This window comes from uncultured Campylobacter sp. (genome assembly GCF_937921625.1).
In the GTDB taxonomy this organism is placed as follows: domain Bacteria; phylum Campylobacterota; class Campylobacteria; order Campylobacterales; family Campylobacteraceae; genus Campylobacter_B.
Genome location: NZ_CAKZTI010000036.1, coordinates 1 through 26,141, shown reverse-complemented (window position 1 = coordinate 26,141; position 26,141 = coordinate 1). Strand labels below are relative to the sequence as shown.

The following is a 26,141-nucleotide window of genomic DNA, read 5'->3' as shown; positions in this document are numbered from 1 at the left end:
TTTGCCAAATTTCATAACCCAAAGCGTGAGCCTGCCACCGCTACCAGCTAGATTCGGCGAGGTCGAATTTTTAGAGACGGCGCGCGGCAGAAACCTGACGCTCGTGCGAACCAAGAGCTTTGATAGCGAGTTTTTTATCACCCTAAAACCCGGCAGCGGCAAAATGATAGTAAAGGGCGAAAAGATCACCAAGCCCGCCAAAATCGGCCATCTGCAGCGAGCGCTCGAAATTTTTAAAGAGCGCTTCTGCGGACGGATCATCTCGCAGGCGTTTGCTTACAAAGACAGCTCGCTTACTGAAAAAACGCCGCTGATTTTGGACGAAAATGAAATTTTATCCCTCGTAAAAAGCTCTAAATTTAATAAAATTTTTATCGAGATTGGCTTCGGCTCTGGCAGACACCTGCTTCATCAAGCACGCTCGAATAAGGACGCACTACTAATCGGCATCGAAATTTACAAGCCCGCGATCGAACAGGTCGCAAAGCTAGCGATCCGCGAGGGGCTGCAAAACATTGCGCTGATTGCCACCGACGCGCGGGTTTTACTGAGCCTGCTTCCCGCGGGTTGCCTACAGCGCGTATTTTTGCACTTCCCCGTGCCGTGGGACGACGCGCCGCACCGCCGCGTGATAAGCGACGAGTTCGCCTCGCAGATCGCACGCACGCTCGGACGCGGCGGTCGCTTCGAGCTTCGCACCGACAGCGAGGAGTACTTCCTCTACGCAATACAAAAGCTCTCGCCCTACGTGCAGCGCAAAGCGGGCGAAATTTCACATTTTAAAAACCGAGACGCCGCCGTAGCGAGCAAATACGAGGATAGATGGCGCAAAATGGATAAAGACATCTACGATCTGATCTACGAGAACAAAACTGCGGGTCTGGGCGAGCCGCAGCAGTTTGAGATGGAATTTTTAAAATTTGACGCGGCGGCAATCGCGCGAAATTTTAAAAATTCTACCTTCAAAGGCGAGGATTTTTTCGTGCATTTTGAGGAAATTTTTTACTTTGACGCGCAGAAAGACTTGGGCGCGGATGGGATTTGCACGGCGGACGGCGTGAATTTAAGCAGCGCGGGTGAAGCGATAAACGACGAGACTACAAATTTAGACGCGACGCGCGGCAAAAATTTAACCGAGCGCGCGAGCATGGGTGAAATTTCGTCAGACTGCGGCAAAATTTCAGCTACGACAGCGGGCGATAAAATTTCAACTTGCGCGAACGCTACGCAAATTCTAAAAAAAGCGAGCGCCCCACTGAATACAAACCGCGCGGATGAAGAGGGTGCAAAAGACGGCGCAAATTTAAACGAGGATCGCTTGAGCACGAAGGGCATAGATTTAACGAGCGACGTTCCCATCGCAGTAAGCGCTAAATTTAGCCACCCCGCCCCGAGCGAAAAACGCGCTTTAGCCTGCGAGCAGATCGCAACAAAGCAAGGCACGCAGATAAACAGCGCAGCCTCCGCAAGCGATACACTAAACGCAAACGACCTGATCGCAACAATCGACGCAAGCAACGCGCTAAATTCTAGCGGCGCAAAGAGCGCGCCTGCAGCTATCGACGCGACAGGTACAGACAATACACCCACAACGATCGGCGCAATAGATGCGAGCAATGCGCTGAATGCGGACGGCTCTTTCGCAGCGACCCGTGCGATAGAAGAGAGCGCCACGCCGAATGCGACCCGCACAGACGAAGCAAACGTTACGCAAATTCTAAAAAAAGCGAGCGCTATACCTTGCAAAAATGAGCCGCAAGCCGAACTGAAAAACGAGCTAAACCGCGCTGCTGAACCGCAAGCAGAATTACAAAATAAGTCAAACTCTATCAAGTCGCAAGTTGAGCACCAAAGCGAGCCAAGCCATGACGAGTTGCAAGCCGAACACCAAGGCAAATTAAACTGTGCCGAGCAGCAAGATAAACGGCAAAGCGAACCAAGCTGCGCCGAGCCGCAAGACGAACAGCAAAGCAAGCCGTGCACCGCAGAGCCTCAAGACGTGCTAATCCTGCTTTCGCTCGGAGCATTCGACTTTCCGCAGCAGTGTTTCATCCGCGCAAACGCAAGCGGCACGCGCTACTTCATCCGCCGCCCGCTTCCTACGCGCGAAAACCACGCGGCACATCAAAAAATTTCGGAGATATTTTCACAATGGCAGAAATAACGGACGATTACAACATCATTACCGCAGCGGGCCTCACGCTGGGCTACGAAAGGGCGGGCGCGGTCATCCAAGACGCGAGTTTCGGCATCGGCGCGAAGGACTTCGTCATCATCACGGGCAAGAGCGGCAGCGGCAAATCCACGCTGCTTAAGTCCTTCTACGGCGGCATCGACATCATCGGCGGCGAGCTGAACGTCTGCCTGTGCGATCTAAAAGGCATCACAAACTCCGATCTGCGCACCCTGCGCCAGCGCATCGGCATTATATTTCAAAACTACCGCCTGATCAACGAATGGACGATCGAGCGCAACATAATGCTTCCGTTAATGATAATGGGCTACAATCAGCAGGTCTGCCAAGACCAAGCCAAAAAGCTACTGCGCCACGTCGAGCTCGGGCACAAGATGGGTAAGTATCCGCTCGAGCTTAGCGGCGGCGAGCAGCAGCGCGTGGCTTTGGCGCGTGCGATGGCGCATAATCCGCGCCTACTGCTGTGCGACGAGCCTACGGGAAATTTGGACGACTACTCCAGCGCCATTATTTGGAATTTGCTGCGCTCGGCGTGCGAGTCGTGGAACGCCTGCGTCGTTATCGTGACGCACAAAATGCCCGCCACGCTGCGTTTTAGGCACCGACATTTTGAGATTAAGGACGCTAAAGTAAATGAAATCGATTAAAACCCATTTCGGCGTGATCTTTTCGCTCGTCGCGCTGCTTTTCTCCGTGCAGTTTGGAATTTTTATGAGTAACCTAACCAAAAGCTACGAGCGCTCGATCCAAAACGAATACAACATCGTGCTAGTCTCCAAAACCTCGCTCAGCCTGCAAGACGCGCAAAAAGCGGTACCGAAAATCAGCTCGATTAGCGAAATTTCGACCGCGGGCATCACCGAGCGCCTGAAGGGTAAAATTTCACAAAACGCCTTTGCCGAGCTGAGTAAAAATTTGCCTAAATTTTATAGCGTCAAGCTCGAAAGCTTCCCCGACGCCGCGCAGCTTGCAAAGATTGAGCAGGATCTAAAATCCATAGGCTCGCTCACACGGGTTGAAATTTTTAAAAAAACCCACGATGAAATTTTTAAAATTTTACTGCTTATCAAAAGCCTCGTTTACGGCTTTGCGTTTCTCATCGTGCTTTTAGGCGTGATGTTAATTCACCGCCAGATGCGTATCTGGGTTTACGAACATAAAGAGCGCATCGAGATCATGGAGCTTTTCGGCGCGTCGTTTCTGATAAAAAGCGGCAAACTCTACCGAATGGCGATAATCGACTCCTTCATCGCCACGCTGATCGTGACCTGCTTCTACATAGCGCTTCCTTCTTGGGAGGTGTTTTCGACCACGCTTAAGGGCATCGGCGATCTACGCACCGCCATAGTGCTGCCTTACGATGCGCTGATTCTTTTGGGTGTCGCCTTGGCGCTATCTATCATCGCGGTTAGCTTTGTGATGCTGCAAATCGGAAATAAACGAGCATGAAAAGAGCTTTTTTAGCGCCGCTTCTTGCGCTAGGGCTTGCCGCAGCTCTTACTTATGCCGCGCCCGCAAAGCAGCAGAGTACGAAAGATAAGATCGCCAAAGCGGGTCAAGAGCTCAAAAGCTCGCAAAAGGAGGGGATGCAACTCTCGCAAAAGATTGACGAGATTGCAGGGCAAATCATAAAGGAGCAGGAGGGCTTTAAAAAGCGCGAGGGCGAGATCAAGCAGCTAAGCGAAACGATCGAAGGGCTAAAGGATCAATACGCCGCCGAAGCGCAGGAGCTTGAAAAGCTTAATAGCCAAAACGTCACGCTTCTTAGCGTGCAAAGCGATCTGGAAAGCAAGATCGCAAGCGTGATCTCACAAGAGCTATCATTCGATCTCATCACCGACGTAAATTCCACCACTACGCCCGATTCTATCGTAGCTAGCGAAATTTTAGAGGGGCTCGGCGTCGTTATGAACGATGAGCTGAAAGGGCTGATCAAAGACTACGAAAATAATCAAAATTTTATCAACGAGCAGAACAAAAAGATCAAATCGATCCAGGCGAGCATGGCGGGCTACGACAAGAAAAAAACCGATCTTGACGCCAAACAAACCACCCAAAAAGAGAAGCTCGCGCAGATGAAAAAGGACAAAGAGGACTACATCGCGAGACTGGAGAAGATAAACGACGAGCAAGATGCCATATCTAAGACCCTACAGGAGCTTAAGATCATCGACGACGCCGAAGAGAAGGCAAAAGCGCAAAAGGAGGAAGCGGCGCGCCAAGCAAAGCTTGAAGCGCAGAAGCAAAAGGAGCGCCAGGCGCGCGAAAAAGAGTACGCCAAAGCAAAAGCGGCTGCCAAAAAGGCGGGCAAACCCGAGCCTGCACCTCCTAGTGAGCCCGAGCCCGAAGTGAGCGAGCCAGCGGATGAGCGCGTAAGTAAGATCAACCAAAAGGTCAAGCAGTACGGCTCGAGCTATCAGTCCTCGCGCGTTAAAAAATACAGCGGAGCCAAGACCGCGGCGCCTCTGAACAGCGCGTATTTGAAGCGAAAATTCGGCAACTACAACGATCCGGTGTATAACATCAAGCTTTTCAACGAAAATATCGTGCTGGGCTCAAACAGCGGCGACACGCAGGTTAAGGCGGTGCTGCCGGGCAAGGTGGTATTCGCTAAAGAAACCGCCGTGCTCGATAAGGTCGTGATCCTAGAGCACAGCGGCGGCATCCACACGATCTACGCGCATCTAAATCAGATCCCGCCTACCGTGCGCGTCGGCTCCAACGTCAAAAAGGGCTACATCATCGGGCGCATCGGCTCGGATCTGACCTTTGAGGTGACGCAGCAGAACTACCACATCAACCCGCTCGATCTCATAAGTCTAAGGTGAAGTCGTGGGCGGTGGAAATTCTAAATTTAGCGGATCTTGCGATGACGAGAAAAGTTTAAATTTAAGCAAGCAAAGCTCAGCCTGCGATTTAAATTTAGACGAGCAGAATTCTTTAAAAGAGCAGAATTGCGCCGCTTCAAATTTGAGCGATGAAAGCTCTGCGGCGGCGACAAAAAATTCTAGCGGCGAGAATTCAACCTCAGCGTTAAATTTGAATGACGAAAATTCCAAAGCCACATTAAATTTAAACAATCAAAATTTAAGCAGTCAAAATTTTACCGCTACAAGCGATGTCGCCGCGTCAAATTTAGATAGCGAGAATTCCTCCACGGGCGCTACCGCTGCATTAAATTTTAAAAATAAAAATTCCGCGACGGCGGGCGTTGTAGAAAGAAACAGAAGCTGCAACGGCCTCAGAAACAGCGCAAAACGATATTGAGATTACAAGAGTAGCGGAGGAAATAATGACAACAGAAATGGCGGTAGCAAAAGAAGCAGAAGCGGCGAGACCGCAAATCCAAGAGCTCACCAATTTTCTTAGCGAATACACCGCCAAGATGCTTAGTATCGGCACTTACACCGCGCGTATAGAGCACTGCGTGCGCAGGATAGCGGACGCTTACGACTATGAGGCTAGCCTGATGATCTTTGTGCGCCACTTCATCATCAGCGTGATGGATCCTGCGGACAACTCTATCCGCCGCACCTACGTCAAAACGGGCGCTGCGGCGCAGATCAGCTTCGATCTGATCTCGGAGCTAAGCGCGCTTAGCTGGGAAATTTACGACGAAAAAATCCCCCTTGCGCGCGCCAGAGCCTCATTTGCAGAAATTTTAGCCTCGCAAAAGAAAAGCTTTGCCAAAACTCTTGTTTTGCTAAGCGTCGCAAATGCCGCATTCTGCGAGCTTTTCGGCGGCGATGGCGGCGCGATGGCGCTCGTTTTTGCGGCTACGGCTTTTGGAATTTGCGCCCGCTATCTATTTAGCAAGCTTAAAATCAACCTAAAAATCCAATACATCGCGGTTTCGTTCGCAGTCTCCTTCATCGTCTCGCTAGGCGCTCACTACGGGCTTAGCGCCACGCCCGACGTCGCCGTGGGATCGAGCATACTCTTTTTGATCCCCGGCATCTGGCTGATCAACTCCGTCTTTGACATCCTAAATGAAAATATGCTCGTAGGCATCAGCAGAGGGCTAAATACGGGGCTTTTGATCATCTGCATCGCGATCGGGCTCTTTCTGACGCTTAGCATCTCAAATTTGGGGCTTGTAAATGTTTGATATAGCGCTTTTGGTATTTAAGGATGCTTGCTTTGCCGCTGCGGCGGGGCTCGGGTTTGCGTATGCGTGCATGCCGCCTAAAAAGACGCTTATTTTCTCGGCGCTGCTTGCGGCGGTTGCGCATTCATGCAGGTTTTTGCTGATACAGAGCCAAATTTTTTCAATCGCCGCCGCGACGCTTTTTGCGTCGTTTCTGATCGGCGTTTTGGGGATGCTCTGCGCCAAGCGCCTCAAGGTGCCCGCAGAGATCATCGCCTTTCCCGCGCTGCTTCCGATGATCCCAGGCATCTACGCCTACAAGGCGGTTTTGGCGCTGTTTTCTTATATCAGAGCCGCGGGCGCAGAGCATAAACTCGCTCATCTTATCTCGTTTTTCGATAACGCCCTCGCCACGATCTCAATCTCGCTGGCGCTCGGCACGGGCGTTTCAATAACGCTGCTAATTTTCTACGAGCAGTCCTTGATGATCACTCGCGGCGCAAGAGGCAAATAGCGCTAAGCAAGAAATTTTAAGCGTGCACGACGGGCAAATTTTATAAATTCTATTTTATTGCTCTCGTTTTATCTCTTTGGTTTTTTCATCGTAATAATATCCTTGCTCCACACCCAGCAAATTATCTTTTATATCGTATTTATATGTATAATTTTCATCAAAAATACCTAGATAAAAAGCATACCGACTATATTTTCTACCTTCTAACTCAAAAAACGCTTTATACGGTTTTATATCTTTCTTTTTAAAGTTATATAAATTACAAAAGTTATCGTATTTTTTATCTATTAGGCTTACATACATATCAAAAAATAGCATGTCGGTTGGAATAGAAAAAATTTTATCATTAGGATATTTGTGGTCGTATATTTTAGGATTAATTTCATTTAAAAATATTTTTTCCGTAAATAACATATCAAATACATGTTTATCATTTTCTAATCCGCTAAAATATAATTTGTATTTTAAATTTCCATCCGACAAGATTAAACTATTATTATTTTCCCAGGGGTAAACAACTTCGCCTTTGAGCATGGACATATTTACAAAATCTTTGAAATTTGCTACGGCTTGTTTACCATTGCAAGCCCTGTCTCCCAAACTCATAAAATATTCTAAATTTATATTGTCATCTACAATGAAAAATTCGCAAGCTTTATCTGGACGATTATTTCCACCGCATCTTTCCGCCAACCCGCTATAAAAATTATAAAATTCATCCTCTACTTTACCGTATTGTTTCTTTATTTTTCTTTCCATATCACGGAATTCCTCCGCTGAAATATTTATAGATTTATAGGTCTTTTTAAGCATGCACTTTAGTGCCCTATCCTTAAGCTGTATATCCGTAAGATTGCCATCTAGATCGCATACCCATTCATATGGATCGGTTTCAATTTTTTCGGCTGAATTTGGGTATTTATACTCCGCAATAATCGAAAGTATCGCGCACAAAGCGCATATTATTATGATGAAGACCAAGCACAGATAATATCTCGTTTTCAAATTTCACTCCTAAAATTTTCCGCAATATACCTCACATAGACTTAATCCGCGATAATTTTAGTATGCCTCAAATATCGTTAAATCAGGGCTTTTCTTGATCCGCTTCGGCAAATTTCATCTCAATGCTTCGTAGGTATTAGGCTCTCTTGCGCGCTCGTCGCACCTCTTGCCGCGAAGGTAAAATTTAGTTATATCCTTCATTTATCGCTCATTATTCAATATTTGTTTTATTGTTTTCTCTTTTTCGTCGTAGTAATATCCCATATAACTTAAAAGCATATTTCTGTAGCCCAAGATATATTTAAAGCTCTTATCTATCAATATGATATAAAAATCATATGTTGCATAATTATCTCTATATTTGAAAGCTATTTTATTGAATGGGCGGCTAGTGTCTATATCGCTATTTTCATAAATTTTATAAGTCATGCAAAATTCTTCCAAATTATTTTTAAAATTTCCATTTTCTTCACCATTAAGTGGTTTATATAAATTAAGAAATAATAAATTTATAGGGATTATGAGCGATACTTCGATATTATTAATATCTATATTTGGATCTTGTAGATCTATCTTATACTTATAAACTCCATAATTTATTATTGCTTTATTCATGTCGCTTTCGCTAGCAAAATATAGATTGTATCTTAGATCCCCGTTTTCTAAAATCAAACTTTCCTTATCTTCCCAAGGATATACGACTTCGGTTTTAAAAATTTCTTTATCTATATAGGTCTCGGCATCTTGTATCGCCTTGCCGTTCCTGCAAATTTTTGAGCCCAAATCCATAAGATAATCTAAATTTAATCTTTTATCTATCTTGTAAAATTCGCATTTATCATCGGGGCGCTCGTTTCCATGACATTTACTATGGATGCGTATTAAATAATCTTTTAATTCTATATCTTCAATATCTTCTTCGATGTGAAGATTTTTATATTTCATTCGGATATCATCTATTTTTTTAGCGATTTTTTCTTTAGAAAAGTTTTCGCTTTCATGCATCTTTTTAAGCATACACTTTAACGCCCTATCTTTAAGCTGTATATCTGTAAGATTGCCATCTAGATCGCATACCCATTTATATGGATCGGTTTCTTCTTTTTCGACCAAATAAAATATTATGCCGGAAGCGCATATTATTATGATGAAGGCCAAGCACAGATAATATCTCGTTTTCAAATTTCACTCCTAAAATTTTCCGCAATATACCTCACATAGACTTAATCCGCGATAATTTTAGTATGCCTCAAATATCGTTAAATCAGGGCTTTTCTTGATCCGCTTCGGCAAATTTCATCTCAATGCTTTGTAGGTATTAGGCTCTCTTGTGTGCTCGTCGCACCTCTTGCCGCGAAGGTAAAATTTAGCTAGACTTTTTCGACTTAAACGCCCTTTTTGCCGTCATATAAAAGCCGCTAAAGATAAAAAGCGCCATGCAAAGCGAGACGAGCGACCATAAAATTTTACCCGCGAGCCCGAAAAAATACCCCGTGTGAAGCTGATAGTTCGCATCTTTAAACTCGCCCACGGTGATACCCTCCGTCTGCTTCTGCTCCGCGATCTTTCCCTCCTTTAGCTTCACGCTCGCGCCTTTTGGACGGGCTGTAGCGGGCGCATCGGGCTCGTAGTATCTGACGCCGATCTTATCTCCGGCTGCGAGCATTAGGGTAAATTCTTTATACTCTATGCCGCTTGATCTGAATATCTCATAAGCCCTCTGCGCGTCGCTAAATTTATACGTAGCGGGCTTTTTGCCCTCCTCTTTAGCAGGTGCGGCGGCGTGATCTTTAGAAGCGGCGGCGGCTTTAGGTGCGCTAGCTTGCGGCAAATTTTGCGAGCTTACAAAAAGCTTCATCACGGCATCGTTATACCAGCTATACGACCAGTTAAGCCCGGTTAGACAGATAAGCAGGTAAATCACCGCACTTAGCGAGCCTAGGCTCGTGTGTAGGTTATAAAAAAGAGCGTATTTTTTGAGTTTAAAATTTGGCTTTATAGCTTCGATAAATTTGCGCCTAAGCCTTGGGAAATGCAGCCAGACGCCGCTTATTACGAGCAGTATCATCGCCACGACACTCGCGCCTACGATCTGTTTACCGACCTCGCCTGCAGTTTTATTGCCACTTAGCGCTAAACCCAAATTTCGGTGCAGAGACATCACCGTTAGCACAAAGCCCGTGCCGCGATCCTTGCCGATGATCTGCGCGGTGTACGGATCAACTAGATACGCATCATTTCTGTTTGCGTAAACGACGAAGGCTTCGTCATCGCTTTTGGGCACGACAAGCCTTACGGGCTGCTTAGCGCCCGTTTGCTCGCTAAAGCTTTGCAGGATTTTCTCCACGCTTTGCATTTCGCCTGTTTTTTCGACCTTTTTAGAGCCCGCGTTTATTAGCGCCTCAAGCTCGTGCTGATACGACAAAATCGCGCCCGTAACGCCAATGATAAGCAGCGGGATAGAAAAAACGATCGACAAAATAAGATGGACGTTAAACAAAATTTTATTACGCTTCAAAAGCGAGCTCATTGCAAATCCTTGCGAGATAAATTTAATCTTTATTTGATTGAAGTTCGCAATTATATTGTGCGATTTTAAATATTTAGATAATTATCATTAAGATTTAGGCCGCGAAATTTTAAGGCACGTTATGGCATCGCAAGAGCGCCTAGGCACCTCGCGCAATTTCATAAACCGCGCGCTTTAGGTTCTCGAAGCCAAAAATTTAATCCGCCTTTCGCGCGGCAAGATCACGCTAGCAAGGCAAAATTCTAATCTCAAATTTATAAAAAGCGCGCTTAGAATCTCGTAAATTTAGAAATTTTGCGCTAAAATTGCCAAAGACGCGAGCTTGCGTAATCCAAAAAAACAAGGTCATTATTATGTCGCAAAGTATAGCCGAGTTTGCTTCGATAATCCTTTATGTTACGATAGGCTTTTGCCTTCTTGTTTCATTGCTACAGACAAACAGATCGTATAAAACCGTGTATCGCGGGACATTATTTATCCCAACCGATCCGCTTTTAAAAATACCTATGTTTATAATATGCCTAAGCTTCGGTGTAGTCACTCTATCCAGCTCGCACGTAGCAAAACATAACGGTAATCCGATACCCTGCTTTTACACCCACGATAAAGTTTGCTCGCAAGAGTACAAAGCGGCGGGCATAAATTTAAGATGCTTCGAAGAAGGCGATCCCAGATGCGTGGATGGGTATCTGCAAATAAGCGAGCCAAGACTAATACTCGGCAAAATCATATCCGTCTGCGCCATAATTTTTTCTTTTGTCGTGCTAATTCAAAAAGGAATTAGAATAGATAAAAGCGGCATCTGCAAAGAATGGGAGGTTCTGCCGTTTAAACATACGGAAAGGATAAACTTTGACGAGATGAGCTACGCCGTAGGGTTTATAAGAGGCGTAAAAATAATCAGCATACGCGGCAAAATTAGCGGCGTTAAATTTGGGGCGGGATTTTTATATGCACGAAGGGATATAGATTTTTTGCAAAATTTTATATCCGAAAAGCTCGCTGAAATTTCAAAAGCTAAAGCAGTCGAACGAAACGCTTGAGCTTAATTTAACGCTAAAAATATCTAAATTTAAGGCGGCGACATGATATTTTTATATTTGGTATTTGGCATAAATATTTTACTGTTTGGGCTTGCCATTTTAAAAAGCATGATTTTTAAAAGCAACGCCTCTTATAAAACCGTGCAAAAGGGTGCCTGGCTCATACCTCCTAGCCCCATAGCAAAAACTATGCTTATCGTGCTATTTTTATCCTGGGGTTCACTGGTAACATTTGATGAGCCTTGGATAAAAACAACAAAAGGCAGAGATAAAGTTGCATGCTTTGATACAAACGACCCTCTATGCGTAGGTGGGTATATGCAAAGAGGAGGCGGCGAGACCGCACTTGTGATCGCGATGGGTCTTGCAATGATGCTAATTGCCATACTGCCGTTATCTGAAAAGGGCGTCATCATAGATAGCCGCACCGTAAGGAAAGAGTGGAGATTTTTATCGTTTAAATTTAGCACAAAGATCGATATAGAAAATGCCCTTACGGAGAAAGAGATGAAGGGCGAGATGCCGATTTTGATAGTAGAAGACGGGCAAAGCGGCAAAAATTTTACGCTTTCGTTTCCATACGCACAGCAAGATATAAAATTTATCGAAGCAGAGATAAGAAATAGGCGCTATAAGATGATAAAATCAAAAGAGGCGAAGGCTCCCCTTAAATCCGCGCTCAAAAAAACTATAAGCTTAAAAGGCGCGAATGAGCGCGCAAACATAGAAATTCTAAAAAACGACAAAGAGGGCGCGGGCGATTAAATTTTAAATTTATCCACGCGCGAACAATAGCTGTGAAAATTTATGACAATCCGTAGCAAAGCGGCATAATGATCGCGCGTACAAGTGCGCGTAAGCCCAAGAAGACGAACCGGGCGCTAGCCTAAAAATACGAGCCGAAAGCTTAAAACGAGCGCGGCGTTTAAATTTAACTCGCGATCTTAAAAAACCAAAATTCCAAACCGCTCCGTCAAAATCGTCAAAATTTAGCCTATTTTTTACCTAAAATTTCGTAAAATTACGACTTTAAATTTTCAAAAAGGATGCAGATGAATAAAAGTTTGGAATTTAGAGCCGACATCGGGATGGTCTTCGTAGCGATCGCTTTTGGACTCGGGTATCTGCCCACCTCGCAGGCACTTGCGAGCAACAACGTCTTCGTGCTGCTATTTTGGCGCTTTTTCGCCGCAAGCATCATCGCAGGCGCGATATTTTTCCCAAAGCTCAAGGCCATAACTTCGCGCGAGATCAAGCACGGCGCGGTGCTTAGCCTGTTTTTATTCGCGGGCTTTACGTCGCAGACCTTCGCCTTTAAATTTGCGCAAAGCTCCTCCGTGGCGTTCATCATCGGCCTAAACGTCGCGCTCGTGCCCTTCATCGCCGCAGCGCTGTTTAGACATAAAATTTACTCCTACGCCTACGCTGGCATCGCGCTTGCGATTGCTGGGCTCTATCTCATCGGTGACACGCAGCTAGGCCTCGGCAAGGGCGAAGCGCTGGCGCTAGTCTGCGCGTGCGCGTATTCGTTTCACATCGTGCTAACCAACCGTTTCGTTCAAAGCTGCGACGTAGCGGGCATCGCCTACGTACAGATCCTCTGCCTAAGCGTGCTTTGCTGCTTTGCGGCGATCTTTTTTGAAAGAGTCAGCATCGTGCCGGTGATGGATAGAAGCTTTTTCGTCGCGATGGCGGTAATCTGCCTGCTGGGAACGGTTTTTGGCTTTTTCGCGCAGGCCTTGATGCAAAAATACACGACGCCCGTAAAAACCGCTCTGTTTTTCACGCTCGAGCCCGTGACGGCGGGCATTATGGGCGTATTCGTGGGCGGCGAGAGGCTAAGCGCGATGCAAATTTTAGGCGCGGCGCTCATCCTTGCAGGCGTTTTGATAAGCGAGATCGGAAGTTACCTCAGCGCGAAACGGAGCAGATCCGCGGGCGCTTGATTTTGCGGCGCCATAAAATTCCGTGCTGCATAAAATTTGCACGCAGAATTTCGCGCTGTATAAAATTCTGCGTCTTTAAAATTCCACAGCGAAATTCTATGCCGCGCATAATTCTATATCGCGCGGAATTTCGCGGCGTCTCTCGCAAGGATACGTTAAAATTCCACGACAAAATTTCGTATTAAAATTTACCCAGCAGAGGCGTGCGGCGAAGCTTTAGTGATAAAATTTCATTGCTTAAGCGATACAATAGTAAAATAATGAAATTTTAACAAAGGAGCCCCTATGAAAAAAATCATCCTTCTTGTTGCCGCGCTTGCGGGCATATTGTTTGCCAAAAGCGTAGAGCTAGAGACGCCGCCCGATCATAAAGACGGCGTAAATCACCTAGAATTGGTGCTGATCTTAGATAAATCAGGCTCGATGAGCGGGCTTGAGAGCGACACGATCGGCGGATTTAACTCGATGATAGAAAAGGAGCGCAAAGAGGGCATCGACGCCAGCGTCACGACCGTGCTTTTCGATACGAAATTTAACGTCATCCACAACCGCACGCCGCTTAAGAAGGTCGAAAACCTAACGTCTAAAGAGTACTACGCCGGCGGCAACACCGCGCTACTTGACGCCGTCGGCAGCACGATAGCGCGTATCGAGCGAGTGCCCGACATCTATGCCAAAAACAATCGCGTGCTTTTCGTCATCATCACCGACGGGCAGGAAAACTCAAGCCGCGAATACTCCAAAGCGCAGATTAAGAAGATGATTAGCGACAAGCAGGAAAAATACGACTGGGAGTTTATCTTTTTGGGCGCTAATATTGACGCCGCAAGCGAAGCGCAAAGCATCGGTATCAAAAGCGAAAACGCCTTAAAATACGAGAATTCCAAAGAGGGCGTGAGTAAAAATTTTGAAGCGGCGGCCGAGATATCCAAAGACGTAGCGACCGACAACAAAGCAAACTCGAAATGGCGCGACAAGGTGCTTCAGGACAAAAAATAGCGCGGCGCAAAGCAATGCGCGCTAGAAATGAAGTGTCGCTACGGAAACGAGCGGCGGCACTAAAATAGGCGGCGATGTGCAGCGTGCGGCACAAAACGAGCTTTAGTAAAAAACACGGGCGGCGGCGCGGAAACAGATAGTGCGCCGGGTCGCTTGCCGAAAAATTTAATGCGAATATGCGCCGCAAGCAAAAACAGGCGCGCGAGGAATAAAACTGCGTGAAGCGGAGCCGAAAATTCCGTGAACCTAGCGGCACGGGGCGCGTATTGATTTTTACTCGGTGCATTTTAGAATTTTATTTTGATTTTTTCATGTGCCGCGCGTTATTGCTTTTGCCGGCGCTGCTTTGTTGCGGCAAGAAAACGCAAATTTGCTCGCCGAATTTAAATGCTTCGCGAAGGGAGCCGATTTACGGCGAACAAGCCGCATTTCGCAGACGAAGCTAAATTTACGGCGCGCAAATTCCGCTTTTTGCAAGCGACAGGTAAATTTCACCCTTTGCAAGCCGCGCTAAATTTTAAAATTTCGCTGCCGCAAAACGGGCACAGCTACTAAAAAAGCGCGGCTGTATTAATTTCGTAAATTTAACGAGGAGGTGAGCTTATGAGGGTATCCGAGATCGACACGCCGGCGCTGCTGATTGATCGCGAAATCGTGCTTCGCAACCTGCAAAAGATGCAAAACTACGCAGACGCCGCGGGCGTGAGCCTGCGCCCACACACCAAAACGCACAAAATGCCCTATTTCGCGAAGCTGCAAGAAAGTCTCGGCGCTGCTGGCATCACGGTCGCCAAAACGGGCGAAGCCGAGATCATGGCGGCAAACGGGCTGAAAGATATATTTATCGCAAACGAGATCGTGGGCGAGCTAAAATTTCAGCGCATCGTCGCGCTTTTGCGCGCGGGGATAAACTTAAGCTTCGGCATCGACAGCATAGAGCAGGCGAGCCTGATAGAGCGCGCCTTTGAGCGCAGCGGCGCAAAGGCCTGCGTGCTTGCCGAGATCGAAGTGGGCGAAAACCGCTCGGGTTTCGTGGAAAAGCAGGATTTCGCGGCGTTTATAAAATTTCTAAAAAGCTGTAAAAATATCGAATTCCGCGGCGTATTCTCCCACGACGGCCACTCCTACAAGGCCGCCGATAAGAGCGAATGCGAGCGCATCCACCTAGCCGCGCAGCGCCGCACGCTGGAGTTTGCGGATATCGCGCGCGAGCTAGCTCTGCCCGCACGCGTCGTTAGTATCGGCTCGACGCCCTCGCTCATCAACGATTTTGAAATTTTAAAGGGCGTCACCGAGATCCGCCCGGGCACCTATATCTTTATGGACGCCTCGCAGGCGCAGGCGTACGGCGATTATTCGATGAACGCCGCGAGTATCCTTACGACCGTCATCAGCAGACCTACGGCGGATCGCATCATCACCGACGTCGGTGCCAAGGGGCTTACGCAGCAAAGGCGTACCGAGGGCTTCACGGCAACGCCCGGGCTCGGTCGCATAAAGGGCACGGAGGTGTGGATAAATGGCGTTTACGACGAGCACGCGATCATCTACGACAGAGCGCTGCGAGGCGCTGTGCGCGTGGGCGATCGGCTCGAAATTTATCCGAACCACATCTGCCCCGTCGTAAATTTACACGAGTTTGCCTATCTCGTTAGCGGCGGCGAGGTCGTAGAAAAGATCCCTGTGCTATGCAGAGGCAAGCTGCAATGAGCAGACAAACTCAAAGGTGCGGCGAGATAAAATTTTAGCTTCGGTAGAGCCTGGCTAAATTTAAGACGCGAATTTATCGCCGCTCAGGCTGCGGCGCGAAGCGCGCCGAATTTGACGACGAAATTTAACGAAAGGCGAAAATGAGACTTTGGACGATAAGCTTTAAATATCTCGACGCAAAGGGGCTCGTGGCGCTGTGGCGCGAGGCACTGCTAGCCAAAAACGTGCTGGCTGGACTCACCAAAGGCTACAAAAATCACCCGCAGCTTGACCGCTTTTACGCGCACGAAAACGCGCTAGAGGCGGTAAATGCGTATTTGGCGGAAGTTTATGAGGAGGGCTGCGCTCGCGGGTATAAATTTGACGCCGCGAAAGTGGGCGAATTTGACGCGCGAAATTTGGCTAAAATCAGCGTCGCTCGCGGTCAGATCGAGTATGAATTCGCCTTTTTACAAAAGAAGCTAAAAACGCGCGACAGAGTAGTTTACGAGCGAAATTTAAGCGTAAAAAATATAGAAATCGCAGGCGTTTTTGAGGAGGTTGCAGGCGGGATTGAGCCGTGGGAAAGGGTTAAAATTTAACGCCGTCTCGCGCGGCAGAGGCGACGAGTATATTCGGCTTATGCGAGCGAGCTTTTCCTGCGCGGCGCTACTTTTAAATTTATCGGTTTGCCACAAAGCTAAGCTTTGCGTAGCGTCATACAGGATCGCGCGCCGTGCCGCTTCTGCGGCGTCGCATACGCCGCGATTGATCAGCGGCGTAACGTGTCGGATCAGCGCTAGCATAGTAATGATTTTGTCTCCTAAAATACGAGCCCGCTAAGAGCTTGCGTCGTTATGTTTCCGCTCCTACAGGATACTTGATGTTTAGATTTGCGCTATTTATGCGAAATCTGCTATGGTTCTTACTCCGTAACCACGGCGAGTGCGAGGGTCTGCTTCAAAGCATGGATTTGCGGGCTACTTAAGCCTCTCATAACTTTCGCATGAGCTTTGCCATGCCCTTTCATGCTCCGCTACCGAGCTCATAAATCTATCCTTGCCGCCCAGCTCGCAGGCTTTTTTGTAGTACTGCACGGCTTTAACATTATCCGAGCCCTCATAAAGACGCGCTAAATTTAAGCACGCAGCCCAGCTATCCGCGATATCCATATCGCAGCCGCGCACATAGTAACCTATGCCCTTTATAGCGTCTTTGCGCACGCCTCTGCCTCCCATATACGCAGAGCCTGCATTACTGCAGCCTATCGCGTGCCCATCATCGCAGGCTTTGTCAAACAGCTCCGCCGCCTTCGCCTCATCGCGCGGCATCCCCTCTCCGCTTTGATACAAAATGCCTAAATTTACGCACGACTCCACATCGCCGCCTTTGCAAGCTTTGACGTATAACGGCGCAGCCTTTAACAGATCTTGCGGCACGCCCCAGCCATAATTATAAATCTGCGCCAAGGCCCCGCACAACTTCATATCGCCCTTATCGCAGGATTTTGTAGCCCAGCTTATATCGTCTGCGGTGATTTCAAAATTTTCGGAGAGCGCGAAATTTGCGGAAAGCGCCGCAGCGAATACTAGAATCAAAATTTTATTTTTCATTTTCGTCCTTTTTGGTTTTTAAGATCGCCCGCCAAGCATAAGGCGCGGATTTACCGTTAAGGCGCAGTTTGATCGCTAGAGTTCGGGTTCGTTCTCGCCTGCTCTTTGCTTTTTAGCGCCTCGTAAATTTCATCGACGCCGCTTAGATTTTGATCCAAAACCTCTCTCGCCTTTTTTAGCGTGCGTGCGCCAAAAATCCCATCTTGCTTCACTCCGATGCTTTTTTGGATATATAAAATTTTATCCTTTTGCATAGCAGCGGAATCCTTAGTCGCCCTGGAGACGGAATTTGAAGCAGGGCTTTCAGGGCCGCTAGAGCTTGCGCTCGTAGAATTTTCGTCTGCAGAATTTACGCCATCACTCGCGGAAGCGGAATTTTTGTCCTCAAAAAATGCAGGCATCCACCCTTGCAGCAGCTCCGCCACGCCGGTTTTCGGTGTGTAGCCCGTATTTGCCGCGCCTCCGTAGATTGCGCTAGCTAAAACGGCGCAGAGCAGAGCTTTACAAAAGCGAGCAAACGCCGCGCCGCCTCTGCCGCAGCGATATTCTCGCGGAATTTTACGAGCTTTTACGATGCACCGCACTGCGCTTGCCAGCCACAGCACTCCTCCGCCTAACAGCCCCGCAGCAGCGATTGCCACGCCACATGCAAGTGCCCAAAAATAATGCTCCGCAAAGATCATCTCGAAGCAGCCCTCGCACGCCAGCGCAGCCGCTGCGATGAGCGCGCCTCCGCCTATGCACCACATCGCGCGGTCATATCGCGGACTTAGCACGCCAAGCGCCCCAGCCATCGCTCCGCCCAAATCACGAGCGCATTGCTGCGAAATAAAGCCATCACAAACGCGCATAATCGCCACAGCGAAACTCTGCGCGCAATCCTCGCGCAAAGAACGTGGGAAAAATAATTTCTTTAATCGTGCAAAGAGCGAAATTTTAGAATTTGATGCGGCAGGGCTTTGCGTATTCGTGCGATTTTTAAATTTTGCAGCGGCTAGATTTTCGGAATTTATTGCGACGGAGTCTATGGAATTTGTGGAATTTTCAGCACCCAAGACACTTAAATCTCGGTAATCTCGCTCGCCGCGTAATTCGTAAAGACCCTCCGCAGTGCGATCAGAAGTGTCACTTAAGTCCTCTTGCGAGCCGGTGAAATTAGATCCATTCTGCGCGAGAGCTTCGCTTCCTTGCTGCCTAGCCTCAAAATCGCTGGCAGAATTCTCTCCACCTTCCAAAAGATCCGCCCCGGCAAATTTTATGCCGCCGCTCACTCCGCCTGCGAACCTGCCTTGCTCTCCGCGCAACCCCAGGCGATTATCTTCCGCGCCCATAGAATTTGCCGGAGCGCTCGCGAATTTCATGCCCGCAAATTTTACGCTCGCGCTGCCCTTGAGATTTTCTTTGCGCGAAGCGTCTTTTGCAAGGCTCAAAGCGTCGCGATCAGTCGCGCTGCGGGCAGAATTTGCAAAGTTAAAATGTCCGTCCGCGCCGCGTAACTGCTCAAGATTTAGCGTCTCGCCGCGCAGCCTAGCACTAGCTAGGCGCATCGCCGCATCCAGCGCAGGCTTCGCGCGAAATAGCGCAAAAAGGCTTTGCGCATCGTTCCGCCCTAGCCTAGCGGGTGCACCGCGCACCGCCGCAAGCTCCGGCGCAAAAACTTCGTCCAAAAAGTTAGGTCTTACGAATGTCGCGCCACCGAAGCACGCCGCATCGTAAGCCTTGCCGCAGACGGCAAAACTCAAGCGCAAAAAATCATCCTCCGCGCTAAATACCGCTTCGCAGCCGCCCTGCGCCGCTCGCAGCGAGCATAGACGAAACAAAAGTCTGCGCGCTGCAAAGCCTACGCCCTTGCTGCATAAAAACTCCAGCAGCTCGCGCGCAAAAACCTGCGAGCTCGCGCCTATGCTGACGCTCGGGCGGGCATAAACGGATACTTTGCCGGTGCGAGTGAAATACCCGCGCCCATCGCAGTGCTCGCAGCGAAAATCACCCGCACCGCCGCACTTTTCGCAGCGCAATCTGCCTGCGCCGCCGCAAGCGGGACAAATGCGAGAGCCGCTACCGCCGCAGTTAGCGCAGGGAATGAAGCGATAGCCCATAGAATTTGACGCAGAGCCTGCAGAGTCGCCTCCAGAAAGGCCGCGCACATGAGCGTCCGTAGAGCTTAATGCCGCACGGCTATAACCACCGGCGCCCTTGCAAGCGGGACAGATCAAGCGCCCGCGCCCGCCGCAGTTAGCGCACGGCGCCTTGCCTGCGCCTTCGCAAGCATTGCAGCGCCTCCTGCCCGATCCGCCGCAATGCTCGCAACGCAGATGAACGCTAAAGGGCTTAAAATCTTGGAATTTTATGATTTGATCCGCATTCATAGCGGCTTTTTGGGGGTCTGCACGCAGGCGTAGCATAAAGGTCTCGCTTAGCTCCGCATCAGTGCTTGCCGCGCGTAGGCACTCGCGCGCATGAGCTTCGAACTGCGCGACGTCAGCGAAATGCAGCTGCGCGCGCTCGCCGCCACTTATCTGCGAGACGCTAAACTTGCCGGCAAAGTCATAACGCACGCCAAGTCGCACGCTAAATCCATAAAACTCGCGATCAAGCTCACGCAGATCGGCGCCGCCGCTACGCGCTAAAGCTTTTAGTCTAGCAACAAACGCCTCTGCAAGCTCCTCTTTATCCAGCTTGTCCATGATCGCTCCTTTCTTGCAGGCACGCCACAAAGCCGCGCCGCATAAATTTTAAAATTCCTTTATTAAGATCCCGCAAATTTTAGCATTTCATATAATTATACCGCGAAAGGGAATTTTAAAATTCTAAAATCTCACGCAGGATGGAATTTAGCGCCATTGCGCGCCGTAAAATCTCGCTGCAAATCAAAACTCTAAAATAGAGCTAGACGCGGAATTTCGCACTGCGGCGCGGCGACGTACATAACTGCCGCAACAAATACGGCGCGAACGGATCGCAAAACGGAGCCGCCAGGCATACGGCGCCCGAGCGGTAGTAGCGGGCATGCAAGCTTTAATTCCGCAGCAGCACATAATTTGGCTCGCGACGATGTACGACACAGCGTAACGCGAAGCAAATTTCACGCCTACATAAAATTTTAAATTTCACGGCGAGCTCGTACGTACGACATGCAATTTAAAATTTTACGACAGCTATAGCGCGGCATGCAGCGGCCTAAAATTCTGCGATAAGCGGCACGCAAATTTCAATCCCGCGCGACAATCAGGCGACGAGCGCGTGGAGTGCAATTTAATTTATAAGCGCGCAGCGGCATATAGTCATCGCGCAAATTCAGTTCGCAGCGGGCAGCACGGCGCGAAATTTCATTGCCGCGACGCATCAGCTCGTAAAATTTAGTTCTACTGCCATGCAGCTATAGCCGCCTGCGCCTTTGCAAGCAGAGCAGATCAGACATCCGCGCCCACCGCAGACGTTGCATGGCGGTGAGTAAAATTTAATCCGGGCTCTGCAAACCTCCGCCAACATGACTGATCGTACGAGCGTAAAATTTAGCTCGCCTGCCGCGTAATTCAACTCACGGCGGTGTATGTCGCGGCGCAAGCGCGAATTTTAGATCGTGCGGCGATCTGCTGCGCGACCGACGGATTAATTTCACGGTGCGCTCGACATGAAATTTAGAATTTCGTAGCGATACATGACACTGTGCGCAGCCGCGTGAAATTTTAAATTTCACGGCGAGCCCACGCGTTATGAAATTTTAAATCTTGCCGCGAGTGAGCTCGCAAGCTCGCGGACGGCTCGGTTTAAGATCTTGCGCCCAGTTTTTGCGCGGAATTTTGCGAGCGAAATTTCAAATGCTAAATCCGCGCGGGTTTCGCGCCGAATTTCTGCGTAGATCTTGCGCGAAATTTAACGAAATTTCGCAGGACGAACCCGGCGCGCCGAAATCCGACTAATCCGACTAATCCGACTAATCCGACTAATCCGACTAATCCGACTAATCAAAACTCAACTGGCTAAAACCCAGCGCAATAAAACCGAGGCATAGCAAAACCATGACGTGATAAAACCGGGGCGCGATAAACTCGTCTCAACCTACAAGCAAAATTTATCGCCGTCAAAGTCCGCAGCTAAATTTTACCGCCCAAGTGCGGAATTTTCGGCTTTGGTTTTGAGCGCCGAAAATAAAATTTCATGCTAGCCCGCTTATAACGCCCCCATCCGTGATCTTCATATTTAGCGCGTTAGGAACCTTCGGTAGCCCTGGCATCAGCATTATCTTGCCGCAGACGGCGACGATGAAGCCCGCCCCCGTGCGAATCTGAAGGTCCTTAACGCTTAGTTTAAAGCCGCGTGCGCGCCCGAGTGCCTTGGCGTCGTCGCTGAAGCTATACTGCGTCTTTGCGATGCAGACGTTTAGCCGCTCAAGTCCCAAGGCCTTGATGTGCTGCAGCGCCTTTTGCGCCTCGGGCTCGAAAACGACCTCGCTCGCGCCGTAAATTTTAGTAGCGATCTTTTCGATCTTACTCGCCGTATCGTCGCTAAGCTCGTAGGCAAACTTCAGCTCCTTAGCGCGCTCGCACTCATCTACTACGAGGCGGGCTAGCTCAAGTGCGCCCTCGCCGCCTTTGGCGAAATTTTCGCAAATCGCCATCTGCACGCCGCGCTGCTTGCAATACTCGCGCACGAAGGCGATCTCCTCGTCGCTATCGAAGCTAAAGCGATTAAGCGCCACGACGGGATTTAGCCCAAAGTTTTGTAAAATTTCGATATGCCCGCCTAAATTTACGATGCCTTTTTGAAGCGCGGCAAGATCAGGGCTCGCGATACTTTCTTTATCCGCGCCGCCGTTGTATTTAAGCGAACGGATCGTGCTGACTAACACCGCGGCGTCCGGAGCGATGCCCGCGCGGCGACACTTGATGTCGATAAATTTTTCAGCCCCGAGCTCGCTTCCAAAGCCCGCCTCCGTCACGGCGTAATCGGCAAGACTTAGGGCTAGCTTGCTCGCCATTATGGAGTTGCAGCCGTGCGCGATATTTGCAAAGGGTCCTCCGTGCACGAGCGCGGGCGTGTGCTCAAGGCTCTGGATGAGATTTGGCTTCATCGCGTCTTTTAGTAGGATCGCCACGGCATCCGCGCAGCCCAGATCGCGCACGTATATCGGCTCTCCCTGCGTATCGTAGGCGACCATTATGTTTGCGATGTTTTCTTTAAGCTCGGCAAGATCGTTCGAGAGGCACAGAACCGCCATTATCTCGCTAGCTGCGGTGATATTAAAGCCGTCCTCGCGCTGCACTCCGTCGGTGCGCCCGCCCTGTCCTACGGTGATGTGGCGCAGCGCGCGGTCGTTCATATCCATGCAGCGCTTCCATAGAATTTTCTCGATCTTTAGCGGGTTTTCTTGATACAGCGAGTTGTCGATGACCGCCGAAATTAGGTTATTTGCAGAGGTGATCGCGTGAAAATCGCCGTTGAAGTGTAAATTTAGATCGTCCATCGGCACCAGCTGCGAGTACCCGCCGCCCGCGGCGCCGCCTTTGATACCGAAAACTGGCCCCAGCGACGGTTCGCGCAGCGCAAGGCAAACGCTTTTGCCCAGACGTTTTAGCGCGTCGGCTAGACCGATGGAGGTCGTAGTTTTGCCCTCGCCAAACGGCGTCGGATTGGTCGCCGTAACCAAAATAAGCTTCGAAGCGCGCGATCGCGGCTTGATGTTTAGCTTGGCTTTATAGTGGCCGTACAGCTCGATCTCATCCTCGCTAAGCCCCAAATTTTTCGCAACGTTTGAAATTTTATCCGGCTTCGCCGCATTTGCTATTTCGATATCGCTCAACATTTTCTCTCCTTAAATTTAAAATTTTATCGCGCAGCGTTTGCGCACCGCCTCTTTAAATCCGCGCATTAGCTCACGCCGCTACGCGCACCTTATCCGCAAGCCACGCAAGATCAAAGCGCGCGGCGCGAAATTTGCCCCGGCTAAATTTCGATCTCGATACCCACCGGGCAGTGGTCGCTGCCCATTACGTCGCTTAGGATGAAAGCGTCCTTTAGCCGCGAGCGCAAATTTGCCGAGACGAAAAAATAATCGATCCGCCAACCTACGTTTTTTGCGCGCGCGTTAAAGCGGTAGCTCCACCACGAGTAGGCGTCCTGCAGCTCGCCGTGCACGGCACGGAAGGTATCGACAAAGCCTGCCGCCTCCACCTCATCGAGCCACGCGCGCTCGATCGGCAAAAAGCCCGAGGTTTTGGAGTTCGCTTTGGGGTTTGCGAGATCGATCTCGCGGTGCGCAGTATTTACGTCGCCGCAAAATATCACCCCGAGCCCCTGTTCTGCAAGACTGCGCGCGTAAGCTAGGAATTTTGCGTAAAATTCCATCTTGTAGGCCAGCCGCGCCTCGTCCTTTTGGCCGTTGGGAAAGTAGATATTAAAAAGCACGACATCGCCGAAGCGGTGCTGCAGCACGCGCCCCTCGTCGTCTGGGAAAAACAGCGCCTTGCTCGTCTCGCTTTTAAATTTCGCCAGGCTCGCCACGCCCGAATATCCCGCGCGAGCGGCGGAATTTAGATCGATCTGAGAAAATCCGAGCTCATAAAGCCCTTTCGGAGCGTCCTTTTCGCTCACCTTGATCTCTTGTAAACCCAAAAAATCGGGATTTTGCTCGGCAAGCCACGCAAAGCCGTCTTTACCGAGCACTGCGCGTAGCCCGTTTACGTTCCAACTAATCAGTTTCAAATTTAGCCTTTGGCGCAAAAATTTTGGTATGATTATACGAAATTTTGACTAAATTTAAAGGAAAACTATGCGCAATCAGCCCAAATACCGATTTTTTGCCAACTGGGGCTACGCGATGGCGGGTCTTGCCGAGATGCTGCGCAGCGAGCGTAGCTTCAGACTCGAGCTTTGCGTGTTCGTCCCGCTTCTGCTGTCGCTATTTTTTTGGAATTTCGGCGCGACTCTAAATCTATTTTTGATCTTCGGCGCGGTCTTTACCATCGCGCTAGAGTGCGTAAACTCAGCCATTGAGCGCGCAGTCGATCTTGCTACGAGCGAAATCCACCCGCTAGCCAAGGGCGCCAAAGACACCGCAAGCACAGCCGTGATGATGAGCCTATTTCTCAACGCCGCGCTGTGGGGATATGCGATCTGCGGGAAAATTTTTTGAAATTCCGCGAGTGGAATTTTAAATTTCAAAAATTATCGCTTAACGTAGCAAGCTCGGCAAAATTCAATCATGAAATTTTACGTGCGCCATTTAATTCGGTCTTAACATATTAATTTCAAACTGCACGGAGCCCGCAGGCATAAGCCCCTTGCCCGTAAAAGCAGGCTTTGTTCAATTTAGCAAGCGGCGCCGTCTTGCTTGCGATAAATTTAAAGCGATTTCGAGCCAAAAGCTTTAACCGCGCTACGCGCAGGACGGCGCGCTAAATTTAAAAAAACTGTGTCGCGCTCAGCGGTAAGATTTACGCGATTTACCTTTAAATTTTAAGAATGAAATTTGAAACCTTAACTTGAATAGCTTTTTAAGCATACTTCGAAATATAATTAAATTGTTTGCAATTATATAAAGCAACGATCTAAAATTTAAAAATAAAATCAGCAAAATTTAATGAGCGTTATTATAAAATCTTAAAAAATAAGAAGGTATCTGTGAGTTATAGAGTAGGAAGTTTGTTTGCTGGCGTTGGTGGTATATGTCAAGCATTTAAGAATTCAAATTGTGATGTTATTTGGGCAAATGAAATTGACAAGAATGCCTGTATGACTTATAGATTAAATCATAAGAGCATAAATCTTATCGAAGGAGACGTTAAAAAATTAAATAATAAAAATCTATCTAGTATAGATATACTTACTGCAGGATTTCCTTGCCAACCATTTTCGCAAGCTGGGCACGGAAAAGGGTTTGAAGATGGGCGAGGAAAGCTTTTTTTTGAAGTATCGAGACTATTAAAAGAGTTGAGGCCAAAAGCCTATTTTTTAGAAAATGTCAAAACTCTTGCAACACATAATAACGGAAAAACTTTTAAAATCATTAAAGATGAAATAAAAAAGACTGGATATTCTTTTATACCATTTGTGCTAAATGTTGCAAAGTATACAGACATACCACAAGGGAGGGAAAGAATATATATCGTAGGCTTTAAAGATGAAAGCGACTATTCATTTGAAAAGCCTATAAAAGAAAATATACTAGAAACAAAACAAGAGAATTTATTATCCGCTAGATTTCAAATACCAAAAGAAACAAGCAAGACCCCCAGAAATATAAAATCCTTCCTAGATGATTCGTGCGTTATTCAATCTGATATTTATAATGACAAAAGCAATAAAATCCATCGTAGAGTAGTAGAAAGTGTGACAGATGAAAACATTGTTTATCAATATAGGCGTTATTATGTTCGCTCCAATAAATCAAATGTTTGCCCTACCTTGACTGCAAATATGGGTGCTGGTGGACATAATATCCCAATAATATTAAATAATGGTATAATAAGAAGATTAACCCCAAAAGAATGCTTTAATTTGCAAGGATTTCCGCGAGATT

General features: G+C 48.3%; 23 protein-coding genes. 16 read left to right on the top strand and 7 right to left on the bottom strand.

Annotation, left to right across the window (positions count from 1 at the left end; all coding sequences use genetic code 11):
• Position 1: 1 nt before the first annotated feature.
• From trmB to Q0101_RS05560, 7 genes are read left to right on the top strand one after another with little or no spacing between them, the layout of a single operon-like run.
• Entirely contained in the window at positions 2–2,164 is a 2,163-nt protein-coding gene (trmB, locus tag Q0101_RS05590; protein ID WP_297943114.1) for a tRNA (guanosine(46)-N7)-methyltransferase TrmB, read from the top strand.
• Positions 2,152–2,841 (top strand): ATP-binding cassette domain-containing protein, encoded by a 690-nt coding sequence (locus Q0101_RS05585; protein WP_297943112.1) that lies wholly within the window; start codon positions 2,152–2,154, stop codon positions 2,839–2,841. The genes trmB and Q0101_RS05585 overlap by 13 nt, the downstream gene beginning before the upstream one ends.
• Positions 2,828–3,643, top strand: a complete 816-nt coding sequence (locus Q0101_RS05580) for a hypothetical protein (protein WP_297882232.1) — start codon at positions 2,828–2,830, stop codon at positions 3,641–3,643. The genes Q0101_RS05585 and Q0101_RS05580 overlap by 14 nt, the downstream gene beginning before the upstream one ends.
• Positions 3,640–5,022: a peptidoglycan DD-metalloendopeptidase family protein gene (locus tag Q0101_RS05575; protein WP_297943109.1), complete on the top strand. Its 1,383-nt coding sequence runs from the start codon at positions 3,640–3,642 to the stop codon at positions 5,020–5,022. The genes Q0101_RS05580 and Q0101_RS05575 overlap by 4 nt, the downstream gene beginning before the upstream one ends.
• 4 nt (positions 5,023–5,026) lie before the next feature.
• Positions 5,027–5,461 carry a hypothetical protein gene (locus tag Q0101_RS05570; RefSeq protein ID WP_297943107.1) on the top strand — a complete coding sequence of 145 codons (435 nt, stop codon included), beginning with the start codon at positions 5,027–5,029 and terminating at the stop codon, positions 5,459–5,461.
• 25 nt (positions 5,462–5,486) lie between these two features.
• Positions 5,487–6,302: a threonine/serine exporter family protein gene (locus Q0101_RS05565; protein WP_297943105.1), complete on the top strand. Its 816-nt coding sequence runs from the start codon at positions 5,487–5,489 to the stop codon at positions 6,300–6,302.
• Position 6,303: 1 nt separating this feature from the next.
• Positions 6,304–6,795: a threonine/serine exporter family protein gene (locus tag Q0101_RS05560; protein ID WP_297943377.1), complete on the top strand. Its 492-nt coding sequence runs from the start codon at positions 6,304–6,306 to the stop codon at positions 6,793–6,795.
• A gap of 54 nt (positions 6,796–6,849) precedes the next feature.
• Here the strand turns inward: Q0101_RS05560 and Q0101_RS05555 are convergent, their stop codons facing one another.
• From Q0101_RS05555 to Q0101_RS05545, 3 genes are all read right to left on the bottom strand, one after another.
• Positions 6,850–7,800 (bottom strand): hypothetical protein, encoded by a 951-nt coding sequence (locus Q0101_RS05555; RefSeq protein WP_297902755.1) that lies wholly within the window; start codon positions 7,798–7,800, stop codon positions 6,850–6,852.
• Positions 7,801–8,001: 201 nt separating this feature from the next.
• A complete protein-coding gene (locus tag Q0101_RS05550) occupies positions 8,002–8,982 on the bottom strand; it encodes a hypothetical protein (RefSeq protein WP_297943103.1) in 981 nt (326 codons plus the stop codon).
• Positions 8,983–9,166: 184 nt separating this feature from the next.
• Complete coding sequence (locus Q0101_RS05545) at positions 9,167–10,330, bottom strand: PepSY domain-containing protein (protein WP_297943101.1); 1,164 nt, start codon at positions 10,328–10,330, stop codon at positions 9,167–9,169.
• 353 nt (positions 10,331–10,683) lie between these two features.
• Between Q0101_RS05545 and Q0101_RS05540 the strand changes: the two genes are divergently transcribed.
• The 7 genes from Q0101_RS05540 (at position 10,684) to Q0101_RS05510 (ending at position 16,609) form a co-directional block, all read left to right on the top strand.
• On the top strand, positions 10,684–11,373 hold the full coding sequence (locus Q0101_RS05540; RefSeq protein WP_297943099.1) for a hypothetical protein: 690 nt from the start codon (positions 10,684–10,686) through the stop codon (positions 11,371–11,373).
• Between the two features lie 42 nt (positions 11,374–11,415).
• The gene (locus tag Q0101_RS05535) at positions 11,416–12,138 is read left to right on the top strand and encodes a hypothetical protein (protein WP_297943097.1); all 723 of its coding nucleotides are present in this window, start codon (positions 11,416–11,418) and stop codon (positions 12,136–12,138) included.
• 287 nt (positions 12,139–12,425) lie between these two features.
• On the top strand, positions 12,426–13,319 hold the full coding sequence (locus tag Q0101_RS05530) for a DMT family transporter (RefSeq protein ID WP_297943096.1): 894 nt from the start codon (positions 12,426–12,428) through the stop codon (positions 13,317–13,319).
• Between the two features lie 285 nt (positions 13,320–13,604).
• Positions 13,605–14,318 carry a vWA domain-containing protein gene (locus Q0101_RS05525; protein ID WP_297943094.1) on the top strand — a complete coding sequence of 238 codons (714 nt, stop codon included), beginning with the start codon at positions 13,605–13,607 and terminating at the stop codon, positions 14,316–14,318.
• Between the two features lie 387 nt (positions 14,319–14,705).
• Positions 14,706–14,873 (top strand): hypothetical protein, encoded by a 168-nt coding sequence (locus Q0101_RS05520; RefSeq protein ID WP_297943092.1) that lies wholly within the window; start codon positions 14,706–14,708, stop codon positions 14,871–14,873.
• Between the two features lie 48 nt (positions 14,874–14,921).
• On the top strand, positions 14,922–16,028 hold the full coding sequence (locus Q0101_RS05515) for an alanine racemase (RefSeq protein WP_297943090.1): 1,107 nt from the start codon (positions 14,922–14,924) through the stop codon (positions 16,026–16,028).
• Between the two features lie 140 nt (positions 16,029–16,168).
• Positions 16,169–16,609, top strand: a complete 441-nt coding sequence (locus Q0101_RS05510) for a pyrimidine dimer DNA glycosylase/endonuclease V (protein WP_297943088.1) — start codon at positions 16,169–16,171, stop codon at positions 16,607–16,609.
• 378 nt (positions 16,610–16,987) lie between these two features.
• Here the strand turns inward: Q0101_RS05510 and Q0101_RS05505 are convergent, their stop codons facing one another.
• The 4 genes from Q0101_RS05505 to Q0101_RS05490 form a co-directional block, all read right to left on the bottom strand.
• Positions 16,988–17,620 (bottom strand): tetratricopeptide repeat protein, encoded by a 633-nt coding sequence (locus tag Q0101_RS05505; RefSeq protein ID WP_297943086.1) that lies wholly within the window; start codon positions 17,618–17,620, stop codon positions 16,988–16,990.
• 56 nt (positions 17,621–17,676) lie between these two features.
• The gene (locus tag Q0101_RS05500) at positions 17,677–20,307 is read right to left on the bottom strand and encodes a hypothetical protein (RefSeq protein WP_297943084.1); all 2,631 of its coding nucleotides are present in this window, start codon (positions 20,305–20,307) and stop codon (positions 17,677–17,679) included.
• A gap of 1,472 nt (positions 20,308–21,779) precedes the next feature.
• Positions 21,780–23,426: a formate--tetrahydrofolate ligase gene (locus Q0101_RS05495; RefSeq protein WP_297943082.1), complete on the bottom strand. Its 1,647-nt coding sequence runs from the start codon at positions 23,424–23,426 to the stop codon at positions 21,780–21,782.
• 140 nt (positions 23,427–23,566) lie between these two features.
• Entirely contained in the window at positions 23,567–24,325 is a 759-nt protein-coding gene (locus Q0101_RS05490) for an exodeoxyribonuclease III (protein ID WP_297943080.1), read from the bottom strand.
• A gap of 67 nt (positions 24,326–24,392) precedes the next feature.
• On the opposite strand from Q0101_RS05490, the gene Q0101_RS05485 reads away from it, so the two are divergent.
• Together Q0101_RS05485 and dcm are read left to right on the top strand one after the other, a co-directional pair.
• Positions 24,393–24,755, top strand: a complete 363-nt coding sequence (locus tag Q0101_RS05485) for a diacylglycerol kinase (RefSeq protein ID WP_297943078.1) — start codon at positions 24,393–24,395, stop codon at positions 24,753–24,755.
• A gap of 488 nt (positions 24,756–25,243) precedes the next feature.
• Positions 25,244–26,141 (top strand): DNA (cytosine-5-)-methyltransferase (dcm, locus tag Q0101_RS05480; RefSeq protein ID WP_297943076.1); only part of this gene is annotated, 898 nt, incomplete at its 3' end.